The sequence below is a fragment of the Pandoraea sp. B-6 genome (assembly GCF_000282835.1).
GTDB classification, from domain to species: domain Bacteria; phylum Pseudomonadota; class Gammaproteobacteria; order Burkholderiales; family Burkholderiaceae; genus Pandoraea; species Pandoraea cepalis.
Genome location: NZ_KB290503.1, coordinates 69,792 through 83,285 on the forward strand (window position 1 = coordinate 69,792; position 13,494 = coordinate 83,285).

Sequence of the window (13,494 nt, forward strand, 5' to 3'; positions counted from 1 at the left end):
CGCGCCGCCCGTGGCCAGCACCGTGTGCCGCGCCGTCATGGCGTGGACCTCGCCGGTGCCGAGATCCTGCACGTAAAGGCCTTGGCAATGACGCCCGGCTGTCGGTGCCGCATCGGCACGGTCGGAGGTGATCAGATCGACCGCGAAGTGATTCTCGAAGACGGTGATATTCGGATGCTGGCGCACGCGTTCGGTGAGCGTGGCGATCACGGCGTGCCCAGTGGCGTCGGCGGCATGAATGATGCGGCGGTGGCTATGGCCGCCTTCGCGCGTCAGATGGAAGCCGAGTTCGGCGGCGTCGTCGCGGGTGAACGGCACGCCTTGCGCGATGAGCCATTCGATGGCTTCGCGGCTGTGTTCGACGATGAATCGCGTGGCGGCTTCGTCGCACAGGTCGGCGCCGGCGATGAGGGTGTCCGCAACATGCTCGTCGACGCTATCGGTCGAGTCGAGCACGGCGGCGATGCCGCCCTGTGCCCAGTCGCTGGCCCCTTCGGGCATGGGGCGTTTGGCGACCAGCGCTACGCGGCAGGTTTTTGCCAGGTGCAGGGCGACGGACTGGCCGGCGAGCCCACTGCCGACGATGACGACATCGAAATTCATGATACGCGCGCTCTCTGGAATCGACGCCACGGGCGTGGTGCCATTCTCGTGATGGGAAATGAGCCAGTATAGCGAGTCAATACGCGCGCGACACATGACCCTATGCGCACATCGGAGAAATTCTATGTTGCGTGACTACGCATAGCGTAGCGTTGCGAATTTCGGGACGCCCAAACGAAAAACCCCGCCTGTGGCGGGGTATCGAACGCAGCAGCGAACCGCTGCGAGAAAACCTGTTGATCTTATTTGATCTTGGTTTCCTTGTAAGCCACATGCTTACGAGCCACCGGATCGAACTTGCTGATTTCCATCTTTTCCGGATGGGTACGCTTGTTCTTGGTGGTCGTGTAGAAATGACCCGTGCCAGCGGTCGATTCCAGCTTAATCTTGTCGCGAGCGCCTTTTGCCATGATGATCTCCTAAAACTTAGATGGCGTTGCGCGAACGCAGGTCCGCCAGAACGGCGTCGATGCCGTTCTTGTCGATCAGGCGCAGGCCGGCCTTCGAAATGCGCAGGCGCACAAAGCGGTTTTCGGTCTCAACCCAGAACCGGCGATTTTGCAAGTTCGGAAGAAAACGACGCTTGGTTTTGTTGTTGGCGTGGGAAACGTTATTGCCGACCATCGGCGCTTTCCCGGTCACTTGACATACGCGTGCCATGAAGCACTCCTAACCCAGAATTCTGTGTAAAAAAAGGTGAGTCGAAAAGACAGACCGCGATGATACCACAAAAATCCCAGACAAATCAATCGCTTTCGCGATGCAGGATGCGAGTCCCTGGCGGGAAACGTCTGTCGGAGATTCGGGAAGGGACGGATTATAGCGCAAGCGCTGCGCGAACGCGACCCAACTGCCAAAATTCTGTGCAGATGTTGTTGTGGGGTGTCACAGCTCGCCGTTCTCCGCGAGTGAATACACGCGGGTTCCGGCCACGATGAAGTGGTCGAGCAGCCGGATTTCCAGCAGCGCCAGCGCGTCGCCCAACTGGCGCGTGAGCGCCAGATCGGCCGCACTTGGGGTAGGCACGCCGGACGGATGATTGTGCGCGACGATGACGGCCGCCGCGTGCACGTCGAGCGCGGCGCGCACAATCTCGCGCGGATAGGCGCAGGTCTGGGTGAGCGTTCCCTCGAACATGACGCGCGTGCTGATCAGCCGATGCGCGGCATCCAGAAAGAGGCACGCGAAGCGCTCGCGCGACCGATCCTGCAATGTGAGGCGCAGATAGTCGTGCACGCGCGCCGGAGAATCGAGCAAATTGCCGGACTGCATGCCTTCTCCCAGCATGCGGCGCGCCACTTCGAGGGCGGCCTGAAATTGCAGAATTTTGGCCTGACCTAGCCCCGGAATTTGCCGTAACGTCTCGAAGGGCGTGGCGAGCAGCCGAGTCAGCGATCCGCTTCGCGCCAGCAATTCGCGACCTAGATCGACGGCATTGCGCCCGTGCGAGCCCGTCCGCAACAGGATGGCGAGCAACTCGGCATCGGACAGCGCACCGGCACCGCGGGCCAGCATTTTTTCACGGGGACGCTCGGCGAGCGGCCATTGAGCGATGGACATGACGACTCCAAGGAGGGACACCATCGCGCGCATGATCGCGGGTGCCACGAATATCACAAACGATGCCGTCGACAGGAAAAAATCGGGGCTGCTTCGATGGGGAGCCGGACGCGCAACGCGCCGTCCTTTACAATATTAGCTTGACCTTGCTGTGAGACCCCCATGAGTTCTGCCGTAACCCCTGTGGTTCAAGACGATTCCTATCTGACGCTCCACTACCGGATCGCCGCCCCCGACGGCGCGGACATTGTCAACACTTTTGAAGGTACGCCGGCGACGCTGCAACTCGGCGGCGGCCAGATGGCGCCGACGTTGGAGCAGTCGCTGCTGGGGATGACGGTCGGGGAGCGCCGCCGGACCGAGCTGGCGCCGGAGCAGGCATTCGGCCCGCGCAACCCGGAGCTGCTGCAACGCGTTTCGATGAAGACGTTGCAGGAAAACAGCAATTTTGGCGAAGCCTATAGCGTTGGCGATCTGGTCGAGTTCAACGCGCCGAGCGGCGGCCGCTATGCGGGCATCCTGCGAGAGTTGGGTGACGGCTGGGCCTTGTTCGACTTCAACCATCCGCTGGCCGGCCAGCCGATCGTGTTCGAAGTCCAGATTATCGGCATTCTGCAGGAATCGAAATGAGCGCCACCCAAGTCGTAGCACCGACCCTGTCGGATGCGGAAATTCTTCTGGCCCAGCCGCGCGGTTTTTGCGCGGGCGTCGACCGCGCGATCGAGATTGTCGAGCGCGCGCTCGCGATGTACGGCGCGCCGATTTACGTGCGCCACGAGATCGTGCACAACGCCTATGTCGTTGACAACCTGCGTAAGCAGGGCGCGATTTTCGTCGAGGCGCTGACCGACGTGCCGGCGGGCAACACGCTGATTTTCAGTGCCCATGGTGTGTCGCAGGCCGTACGGGCCGAGGCGGAAGCGCGCGGCCTGCGCATCTTCGATGCCACCTGCCCGCTCGTCACCAAGGTGCACGTCGAAGTCGCGAAGATGCGTAGCCAAGGGCTCGAGATCATCATGATCGGCCACAAGGGGCACCCGGAAGTGGAGGGCACGATGGGGCAGTCGGGCGAGGGCATGTTCCTCGTCGAGACGATCGACGACGTGCTGGCGCTCCAGGTCGCCGATGAGAGCAAGCTCGCCTATGTGACGCAGACGACGCTATCCGTCGACGACGCCGCCGAGGTGATCAATGCACTCAAGCAGCGTTTCCCTTCGATTACCGAGCCGAAGAAGCAGGATATTTGCTACGCCACGCAGAATCGCCAGGATGCAGTGAAGTTCATGGCGCCGCAGTGCGACGTGGTGGTCGTCGTTGGTAGCCCGAACAGTTCCAACTCCAATCGCCTGCGCGAAGTGGCTGAGAAGATGGGCGTGCCCGCGTACATGATCGATGCGCCGGAGCAACTCAAGCCGGAGTGGTTCGACGGCAAACGCCGGATTGGCGTGACGGCGGGGGCGTCGGCCCCGGAAGTGCTGGCGCAATCGATCGTTTCGCGTCTGCGTGAGCTGGGCGTCAATCAGGTCAAAGTGCTCGATGGCGTGGAAGAAAATATTGCGTTCCCGCTTCCGAAGGGTCTTGTGCCGGTGGCGGCCGGCTAAGCGCCGTCGTCGCAACAATGCCGATCGGCCAGCGGTAACCCCGCATGGCTGACAAACCGGGTGCCATATTACGTGGCCCCGGTTTTTTTATGCCTCCTTCCTTTGCCTCGCCTCCCCGCGCCGGATTCCCCACGACCCCGCGCGTCGACCCTCCCTGACGCAAGCGCCGCGTCGCTCACCGAATCGCAGATCGCGCTCGGGATTCGTCTTGCGGAATCTATGCAAAATCAAATTGAATTTCGCGGATAATCCGCGCGACGCATTTCATCGATTTTGGCGTCTTGTTAGATAAAACTTGTCGACTCGACACGCAATTCAGCGAATACAGAATTGATTGAGCAATTAGCATTCGCTTTCCAGAAAATCAATTATTTATTTATTCCCTTAATTAGAACAAGCGCTCCAGATAGCGCGGGCATGCAACTTGCATATCTAGTTATTGCTGTGTCCGAGCCCATGACTGGTGCATCGGTTGCACCATGACGTTACCCGCACCGGTGGGCACGGTGTGTAAAACCTTTAACCAATCCGGGGTTGCGCTTTTGAAAAAATCGGGTTGCACAAGTCGGTATAAAACCTTAGGCCTCCATTATGGAAAACCCTGTGGCGGCGAGCATCGCATCCGCAAAGAATGGAGTTACAATGCGCGCGTTTCGCATACGAAACGTTGAATTGGCGTTACTGGCGTTATTCATCCGCCGACAATTTGGAGATAATCACATGCAACTCAAGTTCGCGAAGGTACTGCCCGTCGTTGCCGCAGTGACGCTGTTGGCGGCATGCGGTCAGAAGGAAGAAAAGCAGGCCGATTCGGGCGCCGCTTCGGCGCCCGCCGCGACGACTGCCGCCAGCGGGGGCGGCGATGCGGTTGTAGTTAAAATTGGTCACGTTGCGCCGCTGACGGGCCAAATTGCTCACTTGGGCAAAGATAACGAAAATGGTGCACGCCTCGCTATCGAAGAAGCCAACAAGGCGGGCCTGACCATCGACGGCAAGCCGGTCAAGCTCGAACTGCTGGCTGAAGATGACGCGGCCGATCCGAAGACCGCAACGCAGGTCGCCCAGAAGCTCGTCGACGAGAAGGTCGTTGCCGTGGTGGGCCACTTGAATTCGGGCACCACGATCCCGGCCTCGAAGATCTATAGCGATGCTGGCATCGTGCAGATCTCCCCGTCGGCCACTAACCCGGCCTACACCCAGCAGGGCTTCAAGACGGCCTATCGTGTGGTGGCTACCGACGCTCAGCAGGGCCCGGCACTGGCCAACTACGCGACCAAGGCATTGGGTGCCAAATCGGTGGCCATCGTCGACGACGCAACGGCCTACGGCAAGGGCTTGGCCGACGAGTTCGAGAAGACCGCGAAGGCTAACGGCCTGAAGGTGCTCTCGCACGACGCGACCAACGACAAGGCCACGGACTTCCGCGCGATTCTGACGAAGATCAAGGGCGAGCGTCCGGACATCATCATGTACGGCGGTATGGACGCGACCGGCGGCCCGTTCGCCAAGCAGTCGAAGGAACTGGGCATTGGTGCCAAGGTGCTGGCCGGCGACGGCGTGTGTACCGACAAGGTGGCCGAACTGGCCGGCGACGCGATCGACAACATCGTCTGCTCGGAAGCGGGTATGGCGCTGTCGAAGATGGAAGGCGGCGCGGACTTCTCGAAGCGTTATGAAGCCCGTTTCAACCAGCCGATCCAGATCTACGCCCCGTTCACGTATGACGCTGTCAACGTGATCATCGACGCCATGAAGCGTGCCAACTCGACCGATCCGGCCAAGATCCTGGCCGCCATGCCGGCCACCGACTACAAGGGCGTTATCGGCCACATCGCCTTCGACAGCAAGGGCGACATGAAGGAACCGGTGATCACGCTCTACAACTACAAGGACAAAAAGAAGAGCGTGCTTGACGTGGTGAAGATGTAACTCTAAGGCATTTGCGCCATGAAACGGCACCGCTGCCTACCCGTTCGGTGCCGTTTCGATCTCTGCGGAAATACGCCGTGCCTGCATGACGGGCACGGCCCCCCCTCCTGACACAGGATTACGCCTCATTACCCGCAATTCTCTCGACCCCCTCGCGCGCCCGATCGGGCAAGCGTGTCGAGAGCCCGTTCTCGGGACAAGGAGTTAGCTTCATGGATATCTTTATCCAACAAATCTTGAACGGCCTCGTGCTTGGTAGCGTCTACGCGATCATTGCACTGGGCTATACGATGGTCTATGGCATTTTGGGCATCATTAATTTCGCCCACGCCGACGTGATGATGATCGGCGCGATGGTCGCGCTATCCACCATCAATCTCTTGTTGAAAATCGCGCCGGACATGAACCCGGCGCTCATGCTGGCCATTGCCACGCTCGTGTGTATGCCCGTGTGTGCCTTGACCAACTTCGTGATCGAGCGCGTGGCCTACCGGCCGTTGCGCAATGCGCCGCGTCTGGCGCCGCTGATCACCGCGATCGGTGTGTCGCTGCTCTTGCAGACGATCGCCATGCTGATCTGGTCGCGCAACCCGCTCTCGTTCCCGCAACTGCTGCCGACCGACGCCATGACCGTGATTCCGCAACACGGCGACCAAATCGGCGCCGTGACCAACGGCACGGGTGTCGTGATCGTGGTCGTTGCCTTCCTCGTGATGTTCGGTCTCACGCAGCTTGTGAACCGCACCAAGCTTGGCCGCGCCATGCGGGCCACCGCGGAAAATCGCAACGTCGCCGGCCTCATGGGCGTGAACCCGAACTTCGTGATCTCCGCAACGTTCGCGCTGGGCGGTGGGCTCGCGGCGCTCGCGGGCGTAATGATGGCGTCGAACTACGGCAACGTGCACTTCTACATGGGCTTCATTCCCGGGATGAAGGCGTTCACGGCGGCGGTGCTGGGCGGTATCGGCAACCTGCAGGGCGCGATGGTCGGCGGTGTGTTGCTGGGCCTGATCGAAGCGCTGGGTGCGGGGTACATCGGGGATCTGACCGGTGGTGTGTTCGGCAGTAACTATCAGGACGTGTTCGCTTTCATTGTCCTGATCGCGGTGCTCGTGTTCCGTCCGAGTGGTTTGCTCGGCGAGCGCGTGGCGGATCGTGCATAAGCGGGGAGAAACGACATCATGAATCAACCCGTGCAAACCTCCACTGGCGAGGCCACGCAGATCTCTGCGGCGGCGGCCACGCGCAAGGCCTATCGCGGCCTCGCATTCTTCCTCATTGCGGCGATTGTCGCGCCGGTGCTCGTCGGCTACGCCGGCGGCAACTACTGGGTGCGCGTGCTCGACTTCGCGCTGCTCTACATCATGCTCGCGCTGGGCCTGAACATCGTGGTGGGCTTCGCCGGCCTGCTCGACCTGGGGTACATCGCGTTCTATGCCGTGGGTGCGTACGTCACCGCTTTCCTCAGCTCGCCTCACCTCACGCTCCACTTCGCGTGGATCGCGCATCTGTTCCCGGGGGGGCTGCATGTGCCGATATGGTTCACGATTCCGATCGGGGCGGCGGTCGCGGCCACGTTCGGCATCCTGCTCGGCGCGCCGACGCTTCGTCTGCGCGGCGACTATCTGGCCATCGTGACACTGGGCTTCGGCGAGATCATCCGTATCTTCATGAACAACCTGGACCGGCCGGTGAACATCACCAACGGCCCGAAGGGGATCACCGGCATCGAGCCCGCGTCGTTTGCCGGCTTCGATTTCTCGAAGGTGCACAACTTCTTCGGGATCCAGGTCGCCTCGGTGTACATGTATTACTACCTGTTCGTCTTCCTGGCGCTGTTGATCGCGTTCGTCTGCGTGCGTTTGCAGCACTCGCGCATCGGACGCGCCTGGGTGGCCATCCGTGAAGACGAAGTTGCCGCCAAGGCGATGGGTATCAACACGCGCAACATCAAGCTGCTCGCGTTTGCCATGGGCGCGTCGTTCGGTGGTGTGGCCGGCGGCATGTTCTCGGCGTTCCAGGGCTTCGTCTCGCCCGAGTCGTTCACCTTCTGGGAGTCGATCATTGTGCTCTCGATGGTGGTGCTCGGCGGCATGGGCCACATTCCGGGCGTGATCCTGGGCGGTATCCTGCTCTCGGCGTTCCCGGAAGTTCTGCGCTCAACCATGGGCCCGTTGCAAACGAGCCTGTTTGGCAGCGTCATCGTCGATCCCGAAGTGATCCGGCAGTTGCTGTACGGTCTGGCCATGATCCTGATCATGCTGTACCGTCCGGCCGGCCTGTGGCCGTCGCCGCGTCCAGAAGAGCGGACACTGTAAGTTGAGGGAGATGACCTGACTATGAGCGAACAAATTCTTCTGTCCGTCAAGGGCGTGAACAAGCGCTTCGGCGGTCTGCAGGCCCTCACCGATGTGGGCCTGGAGATCAAGCCGGGGCAAATCTACGGGCTGATCGGCCCGAACGGTGCCGGCAAGACCACGTTCTTCAACGTGATCACCGGCCTTTATACGCCGGACTCCGGCGAATTCAGGCTCGATGGTTCGGCCTACAAGCCGACCGCCGTGCACGAAGTGGCGAAGGCGGGGATTGCCCGTACATTCCAGAACATCCGCCTGTTCGGCGGCATGACCGTGGTCGAGAACGTGATGGTCGGCCGTCACGTGCGAACGAAGATGGGTGTGATCGGCGCGATCGTCCGTTACCCGGGCGCGAAGGCCGAGGAGCGTGCCATTCGCGATCGCGCGATGGAGTTGCTTGAGTATGTGGGCGTGGCGAAGTATGCCAACTACACGGCGGCGAACCTCTCGTACGGCCACCAGCGCCGTCTGGAGATCGCGCGTGCGTTGGCGACCGACCCGAAGCTGCTCGCGCTCGACGAGCCGGCCGCAGGCATGAACGCGACCGAGAAAGTGGAGCTGCGCGGCTTGCTCGACAAGATCCGTAGCGACGGCAAGACGATTCTGCTCATCGAGCACGACGTGAAGCTGGTGATGGGCTTGTGCAACCGCATGACGGTGCTGGATTACGGCAAGGTGATTGCCGAGGGTTTGCCGCAGGATGTGCAGAAAAATCCGGCGGTGATTGAAGCGTATCTGGGTTCGGGAGGCCATTGATGAGCGCAATGTTGACGATCAAGGGCCTGAAAGTCGCTTACGGCGGGATCAAGGCGGTCAAGGGGATCGACCTGAGCATCCAGCCGGGCGAACTGGTCACGCTGATTGGCGCGAACGGCGCAGGCAAGACGACCACGATGAAGGCGATCACAGGTCTGCTGCCTTGGGCCGATGGCGACATCGAGTATCTGGGCAAGTCGATTCGCGGTGTGAAGGCGTTCGATCTGCTCAAGCGAGGGCTCGCGATGGTGCCGGAAGGGCGCGGCATCTTCACGCGCATGACCATTCTCGAGAACATGCAGATGGGCGCGTATCTGCGCAACGATACCGCGGGGATCAAGCAGGACGTCGACAAGATGTTCGGCATCTTCCCACGCCTCAAGGAGCGTCGTGACCAGCTCGCCGGCACGTTGTCGGGCGGCGAGCAGCAGATGCTTGCCATGGCGCGCGCGCTCATGAGCCAGCCCAAGCTGTTGCTGCTCGACGAGCCGTCGATGGGACTCTCGCCGATCATGGTGGAGAAGATCTTCGAGGTGGTGCGTACGGTGTCGGGCGAAGGGGTGACGGTGCTGCTCGTGGAGCAGAACGCGCGCCTGGCGCTCCAGGCCGCGCACCGCGCCTATGTGATGGACAGCGGTCTGGTCACCATGACCGGTGATGCGAAAGACATGCTCGACGATCCGAAGGTGCGCGCCGCGTATCTGGGGGAATAATCAAGCATGAGCGTCCGGCGTGAGCCGGACGACGATCGAAGGGCGCCGAAGGCAACTCCGGCGCCCTTTGTGTTTTTCGTCGAGCGCTATGCGCGCAACGCGGTCCCGTCGAACCGGACTATAGCGATGTCGACGGCGCCGCGCCCGGCGCGAGCGGCAAGCGTTTGCCGAGGCTCACGACATCGTCGGCCGCATAGCCGTGCGCGGTGTAGAACGCCAGCACATCGCGCGATTGCGTGAGCACTTGCAAGTTGAGCTTGAGGCAGCCGCGCTCGGCCAGCGCGCATTCTGCGTGGCGAAGCAGGGCGCTGGCCACGCCGCGACGTCGCAGCGCACGCCCTACCGCCAGGGAGTAGACCCAGCCGCGGTGGCCGTCATACCCGGCCATGACGGTGCCCGCGATTGTCTGCTCGCGTACGGCGACGAAGAACAACCCGTCACGCATGGCAACCTTGTTGGCGATCGAGCGGCGAGGCTCGCGGTGCGGCTTGTCGGCCGAGAGGTATTCGGGAAACGCGTCGCGCCAGAGAGCGAGCACGGCGTCGGTGTCGGCGTCGTCGAAGCCGCGGATATGAATGTCGGCGGGCGGGGCGATCATGGCGCGTCCTGTTGACTGGTGTGGATGTCGGGGCGATGGATCTGCATCATCTTGTTCACCGGGTCGAGCGGTTCGAATCCGTAGCGGGCATAAAGGCCCGCCGCGTCGGTGGTGGCGAGCAGAAAACGCCGCAACCCTTGCAAGGCGGGATGCGCCAGCACGTTCTCGCATAGGCGCTTGCCGATGCCGAGCCCGCGCATCGACGGATCAACGAACACGTCGGCCAGGTAGGCGAACGTTGCACGATCGGTGATCACGCGCGCGAAGCCCACCTGACGCGCCGCGCCGCCTTCAACCTGTGTGGCATAGGCGCCGAAGCACAGAGAGTGCGCGATGGCGCGCATGAGCGTCACGCGTGGGATGTCCTTCGCCCAATAGGTTTGCGTCGCGAGCGCGTGATGGATGAAGCCGATGTCGAGCCGTGCCGGATCGGAAGAAATGTCGACGATGGCGTCGGCGGGCGGTGTCGGGTGCGCGTGACTCAGATCGTTCATTGAGGGTGCCTCCTGTGCGATAGGGTGAGCGCCGCGCCGCCCGGCAGTGCCGGGCCTGTCGCGGCGCGCATCACGTCGATTCGTTAAGCGTGCTTGGCGAGCAGCGTGTCGAGCATCGAGAGCATCTGGTCGATCTCGTCGCGGCTCACGTTGAGTGCGGGCATGAAGCGCAGCAGGTTCGGACGCGCTGCGTTGAGCAGCAGCCCGTCGGGGGTCATCTCACGCGCAGCTTCCACCAGTTGCGGGCCAATGTCGCGCCCGAGCAGCAATGCCCGCAGCAGGCCGGCACCGCGCTCGCCCTCGCCACCGTAACGCGACGACAGGTGCTGCAATCCGGCACTCAGGTAGTCGGCCTGGGCGCGGACGAATTCGAGGAAGCCCGGTGCGCTGACCGTGCGCATGACCGCGAGGCCAACGGCGCACATGAGCGGATTGCCGTTGTACGTGCCGCCCTGATCGCCCGGCTGGAAGACCGCGAATTCGTCGCCGCAGAGCATCGCCGCGAGCGGCACGCCGCCGCCAATGCCTTTGCCGAGCGTCATGATGTCGGGCACGATGCCCGCCTGCTGATGCGAGAAGAGGGTGCCGGTGCGCCCGCAGCCGGTTTGCACTTCATCCACGATCAGCAACAGTCCGCGCGACTTCGTGAGTGTGCGCAGTTCCTTCAAAAACACGTCGGTGGCCGGCACGACACCGGCTTCGCCCTGAATCGGTTCGAGCATCACCGCGACGGTGTCGGGGCCGATGAGGGCTTCGACGGAGGCGATATTGTTCAGTTCGGCCTTCGGGAAGCCCGGCACCTGCGGCGCGAAGATCGTGTCCCAGCCGGGCTTGCCGCTCGCCGACATGGTGGCGAGCGTGCGGCCGTGGAAGGCATCCTTGAACGTGATGATCTCGAAACGAGCACCGCCCGACGGGTTCGGATGTAATTGGCCCCACTTGCGCGCGAGCTTGATCGCACTCTCGTTCGCCTCGGCGCCGCTGTTCGCGAAGAAGACCTTGCCGAGTCCCGAGAGCGTGGCGAGCAGGCCGGCCAGCTCGATCATCGGCACGTTGTAGTACGCGGGACTGGGATTGAGCAGCAACGCGCTTTGTGTGGCGAGCGCATCGCGCATCACCGGATGACAATGGCCGAGGCTGTTGACCGCCCAGCCCTGAATGAAGTCGAGATAGCGCTTGCCCTCGTGGTCATACAGCCAGCCGCCCTTGCCGTGCGTGAACACGAGCTCGGGGCGCGACGTGATGGGCAGCAACGCCTGCGTGGGGAATTCAGCGAACCTGGCGTGGCGTGCCGCCTTGGGGGCGGCGGACGCCATGGGCGATGCAGCGGCGGACGGGTTGGCAAGCGACATGACGGTCTCCGAAGGACGAGGGTGAGCGAGACGGAACAATAAAAAAAGCCACGGGGGTTGCCCGTGGCTTCGCTGTGCTTGAGAACCTGCGAGTTATCGCAGTCGATAGCGTGCCGCGCGGCATCCCGGTTGGGGCAGCGTATGGCGACGTCGGATCGAGGCGATGGCAATCAGGTTCATGTCGGCAAGCATAAGTCGGTGACGCGGCGCTTGTCAAAGGGTTCGCGCGCACTGTGGCGTGCGCGCCGCGTGGCGCCCGGTCAGCATCACTCGATTCGTGCGGCTCACAGACCGCCACCCGGGTTGTCGGCCTCGGTGGTGAACGCATCGGCGAAGAATGCTGCGTCGGGCAGGTGGTGATGCGCGATGAAGTCGCGGCGCGCCGATTCCACCATCACGGGGGCCCCGCAGGCGTAGATCTCGTACTCCGACAGATCCGGTAAGTCTTCCACCACGGCACGATGCACGAACCCTGTGCGGCCTTGCCACTGGTCTTCCGGTGCGGCGTCGGAGAGCACCGGCACGAACCTGAAGCCGGGAATCTCGCGCGCCCATTGTTCGGCCAGCTCGCGCAGGTAAATGTCCTTCAACTGTCGCGCGCCCCAGTACAGGGTCATGGGGCGCTTCAGTCCCTTGTGCACCGCATGTTCGACGATGGCCTTGATCGGCGCGAAACCGGTGCCCGACGCGAGCAGCACGATCGGCTTGTCGGTGTCTTCGCGCAGGAAGAACGTGCCGAGCGGGCCTTCGAAGCGCAGGATTTCGCGTTCCTTCATTTGAGTGAAGACGTGGTCGGTGAACACACCGCCGGGCATGTGACGCAGGTGAAGCTCAAGGAAACCTTCTTCGTGCGGCGCGGTGGCCATCGAGTAGCTGCGACGCTTGCCGTCTTTCAGAATGAACTCGATGTACTGCCCGGCGAGATATTGAAAGCGCTCATTGGCAGGCAGTTGCAGGCGCATGACGATGACGTCGTCGGCACGGCGCTCCAGCGCGTTCACGCGGCAGGGCAGGCGCTTGACCGGGATGTCGCCGAAGCCTTTGACTTCGCGCGATTCGATGACGAGGTCGCCCTTGGCATGGGCGCAGCAAAGCAGCGCAAAACCGCGTGTTTCTTCGTCCTTCGAAAGGGCTGAGCTGGAATGCGCGCCGTGCTCGACGTTGCCCTCGACCAGCTTGGCCTTGCAGGACCCGCAACCGCCGTTTTTGCACCCGTAAGGCAGGCCGACGCCCTGACGCAGCGCAGCGCTGAGTACGGCCTCGCCGTCTTCGACCTGGAACTCGCGCCCGCTCGGCACGAGGGTAACGTTGTAAGCCATACTACAATCCGAAAAATGAATAAATCGTCAAAACCCTTCGGTCGCCCGCGCCTGCTGGTAGTGGGCTGCGGCGACGTCGGCATGCGCGCGCTGCCGGCCCTCGTCAAACGCTTTCGTGTCTTTGCGGTCACGTCGAGCGATGCTCGCCATGCGGCATTGCGCGCGGCGGGGGCCGTGCCCGTTGTCGCCAACCTGGACGACGCGGCAAGCCT

15 protein-coding genes and 1 pseudogene are annotated in these 13,494 nt (G+C 62.4%); 8 read left to right on the forward strand and 8 right to left on the reverse strand.

Features of this window, described 5'->3' with window-relative positions:
• From A985_RS29030 to radC, 4 genes are all read right to left on the reverse strand, one after another.
• Window positions 1-603 (reverse strand): FAD-dependent oxidoreductase (locus A985_RS29030; protein ID WP_232424551.1); only part of this gene is annotated, 603 nt, incomplete at its 3' end.
• A gap of 242 nt (window positions 604-845) precedes the next feature.
• Window positions 846-1,013: a 50S ribosomal protein L33 gene (rpmG, locus tag A985_RS0107500; protein WP_017232785.1), complete on the reverse strand. Its 168-nt coding sequence runs from the start codon at window positions 1,011-1,013 to the stop codon at window positions 846-848.
• 16 nt (window positions 1,014-1,029) lie between these two features.
• Complete coding sequence (rpmB, locus tag A985_RS0107505; RefSeq protein ID WP_017232786.1) at window positions 1,030-1,263, reverse strand: 50S ribosomal protein L28; 234 nt, start codon at window positions 1,261-1,263, stop codon at window positions 1,030-1,032.
• A 225-nt stretch (window positions 1,264-1,488) separates the two neighbouring features.
• Window positions 1,489-2,163 (reverse strand): DNA repair protein RadC, encoded by a 675-nt coding sequence (radC, locus tag A985_RS0107510; RefSeq protein WP_017232787.1) that lies wholly within the window; start codon window positions 2,161-2,163, stop codon window positions 1,489-1,491.
• Between the two features lie 162 nt (window positions 2,164-2,325).
• Between radC and A985_RS0107515 the strand changes: the two genes are divergently transcribed.
• The 7 genes from A985_RS0107515 to A985_RS0107545 all read left to right on the forward strand — a co-directional run bounded on the left by A985_RS0107515 (window position 2,326) and on the right by A985_RS0107545 (window position 9,519).
• A complete protein-coding gene (locus A985_RS0107515) occupies window positions 2,326-2,793 on the forward strand; it encodes a peptidylprolyl isomerase (protein ID WP_026131741.1) in 468 nt (155 codons plus the stop codon).
• A complete protein-coding gene (gene ispH, locus A985_RS0107520; RefSeq protein WP_017232789.1) occupies window positions 2,790-3,764 on the forward strand; it encodes a 4-hydroxy-3-methylbut-2-enyl diphosphate reductase in 975 nt (324 codons plus the stop codon). The genes A985_RS0107515 and ispH overlap by 4 nt, the downstream gene beginning before the upstream one ends.
• A gap of 720 nt (window positions 3,765-4,484) precedes the next feature.
• Window positions 4,485-5,693, forward strand: a complete 1,209-nt coding sequence (locus A985_RS0107525; RefSeq protein WP_017232790.1) for a branched-chain amino acid ABC transporter substrate-binding protein — start codon at window positions 4,485-4,487, stop codon at window positions 5,691-5,693.
• A gap of 212 nt (window positions 5,694-5,905) precedes the next feature.
• The gene (locus tag A985_RS0107530; protein ID WP_017232791.1) at window positions 5,906-6,856 is read left to right on the forward strand and encodes a branched-chain amino acid ABC transporter permease; all 951 of its coding nucleotides are present in this window, start codon (window positions 5,906-5,908) and stop codon (window positions 6,854-6,856) included.
• A gap of 18 nt (window positions 6,857-6,874) precedes the next feature.
• Window positions 6,875-8,011 carry a branched-chain amino acid ABC transporter permease gene (locus A985_RS0107535; RefSeq protein ID WP_017232792.1) on the forward strand — a complete coding sequence of 379 codons (1,137 nt, stop codon included), beginning with the start codon at window positions 6,875-6,877 and terminating at the stop codon, window positions 8,009-8,011.
• 21 nt (window positions 8,012-8,032) lie between these two features.
• Window positions 8,033-8,806, forward strand: a complete 774-nt coding sequence (locus tag A985_RS0107540; protein WP_017232793.1) for an ABC transporter ATP-binding protein — start codon at window positions 8,033-8,035, stop codon at window positions 8,804-8,806.
• Window positions 8,806-9,519: an ABC transporter ATP-binding protein gene (locus A985_RS0107545; protein WP_017232794.1), complete on the forward strand. Its 714-nt coding sequence runs from the start codon at window positions 8,806-8,808 to the stop codon at window positions 9,517-9,519. Before A985_RS0107540 ends, A985_RS0107545 begins: the two co-directional genes overlap by 1 nt.
• A gap of 118 nt (window positions 9,520-9,637) precedes the next feature.
• Here A985_RS0107545 and A985_RS0107550 read toward each other — a convergent pair whose 3' ends face one another.
• From A985_RS0107550 to A985_RS0107570, 4 genes are all read right to left on the reverse strand, one after another.
• Window positions 9,638-10,117 (reverse strand): GNAT family acetyltransferase, encoded by a 480-nt coding sequence (locus tag A985_RS0107550; RefSeq protein WP_017232795.1) that lies wholly within the window; start codon window positions 10,115-10,117, stop codon window positions 9,638-9,640.
• Window positions 10,114-10,611, reverse strand: a complete 498-nt coding sequence (locus A985_RS0107555) for a GNAT family N-acetyltransferase (RefSeq protein WP_017232796.1) — start codon at window positions 10,609-10,611, stop codon at window positions 10,114-10,116. Before A985_RS0107555 ends, A985_RS0107550 begins: the two co-directional genes overlap by 4 nt.
• A gap of 83 nt (window positions 10,612-10,694) precedes the next feature.
• Window positions 10,695-11,927 (reverse strand): acetylornithine transaminase, encoded by a 1,233-nt coding sequence (locus A985_RS0107560; protein ID WP_051060096.1) that lies wholly within the window; start codon window positions 11,925-11,927, stop codon window positions 10,695-10,697.
• A gap of 320 nt (window positions 11,928-12,247) precedes the next feature.
• A complete protein-coding gene (locus tag A985_RS0107570) occupies window positions 12,248-13,282 on the reverse strand; it encodes a CDP-6-deoxy-delta-3,4-glucoseen reductase (RefSeq protein WP_017232798.1) in 1,035 nt (344 codons plus the stop codon).
• Between the two features lie 15 nt (window positions 13,283-13,297).
• On the opposite strand from A985_RS0107570, the pseudogene A985_RS29035 reads away from it, so the two are divergent.
• A pseudogene (locus tag A985_RS29035) lies at window positions 13,298-13,494 on the forward strand (SDR family NAD(P)-dependent oxidoreductase); the annotation flags it as partial.

Bases quoted from the DNA above. Each gene is read 5' to 3' on its own strand.
- rpmG (WP_017232785.1), bottom strand. From the start codon at position 1,013: ATGGCAAAAGGCGCTCGCGACAAGATTAAGCTGGAATCGACCGCTGGC.
- rpmB (WP_017232786.1), bottom strand. From the start codon at position 1,263: ATGGCACGCGTATGTCAAGTGACCGGGAAAGCGCCGATGGTCGGCAAT.
- radC (WP_017232787.1), bottom strand. From the start codon at position 2,163: ATGTCCATCGCTCAATGGCCGCTCGCCGAGCGTCCCCGTGAAAAAATG.
- A985_RS0107515 (WP_026131741.1), top strand. From the start codon at position 2,326: ATGAGTTCTGCCGTAACCCCTGTGGTTCAAGACGATTCCTATCTGACG.
- ispH (WP_017232789.1), top strand. From the start codon at position 2,790: ATGAGCGCCACCCAAGTCGTAGCACCGACCCTGTCGGATGCGGAAATT.
- A985_RS0107525 (WP_017232790.1), top strand. From the start codon at position 4,485: ATGCAACTCAAGTTCGCGAAGGTACTGCCCGTCGTTGCCGCAGTGACG.
- A985_RS0107530 (WP_017232791.1), top strand. From the start codon at position 5,906: ATGGATATCTTTATCCAACAAATCTTGAACGGCCTCGTGCTTGGTAGC.
- A985_RS0107535 (WP_017232792.1), top strand. From the start codon at position 6,875: ATGAATCAACCCGTGCAAACCTCCACTGGCGAGGCCACGCAGATCTCT.
- A985_RS0107540 (WP_017232793.1), top strand. From the start codon at position 8,033: ATGAGCGAACAAATTCTTCTGTCCGTCAAGGGCGTGAACAAGCGCTTC.
- A985_RS0107545 (WP_017232794.1), top strand. From the start codon at position 8,806: ATGAGCGCAATGTTGACGATCAAGGGCCTGAAAGTCGCTTACGGCGGG.
- A985_RS0107550 (WP_017232795.1), bottom strand. From the start codon at position 10,117: ATGATCGCCCCGCCCGCCGACATTCATATCCGCGGCTTCGACGACGCC.
- A985_RS0107555 (WP_017232796.1), bottom strand. From the start codon at position 10,611: ATGAACGATCTGAGTCACGCGCACCCGACACCGCCCGCCGACGCCATC.
- A985_RS0107560 (WP_051060096.1), bottom strand. From the start codon at position 11,927: ATGGCGTCCGCCGCCCCCAAGGCGGCACGCCACGCCAGGTTCGCTGAA.
- A985_RS0107570 (WP_017232798.1), bottom strand. From the start codon at position 13,282: ATGGCTTACAACGTTACCCTCGTGCCGAGCGGGCGCGAGTTCCAGGTC.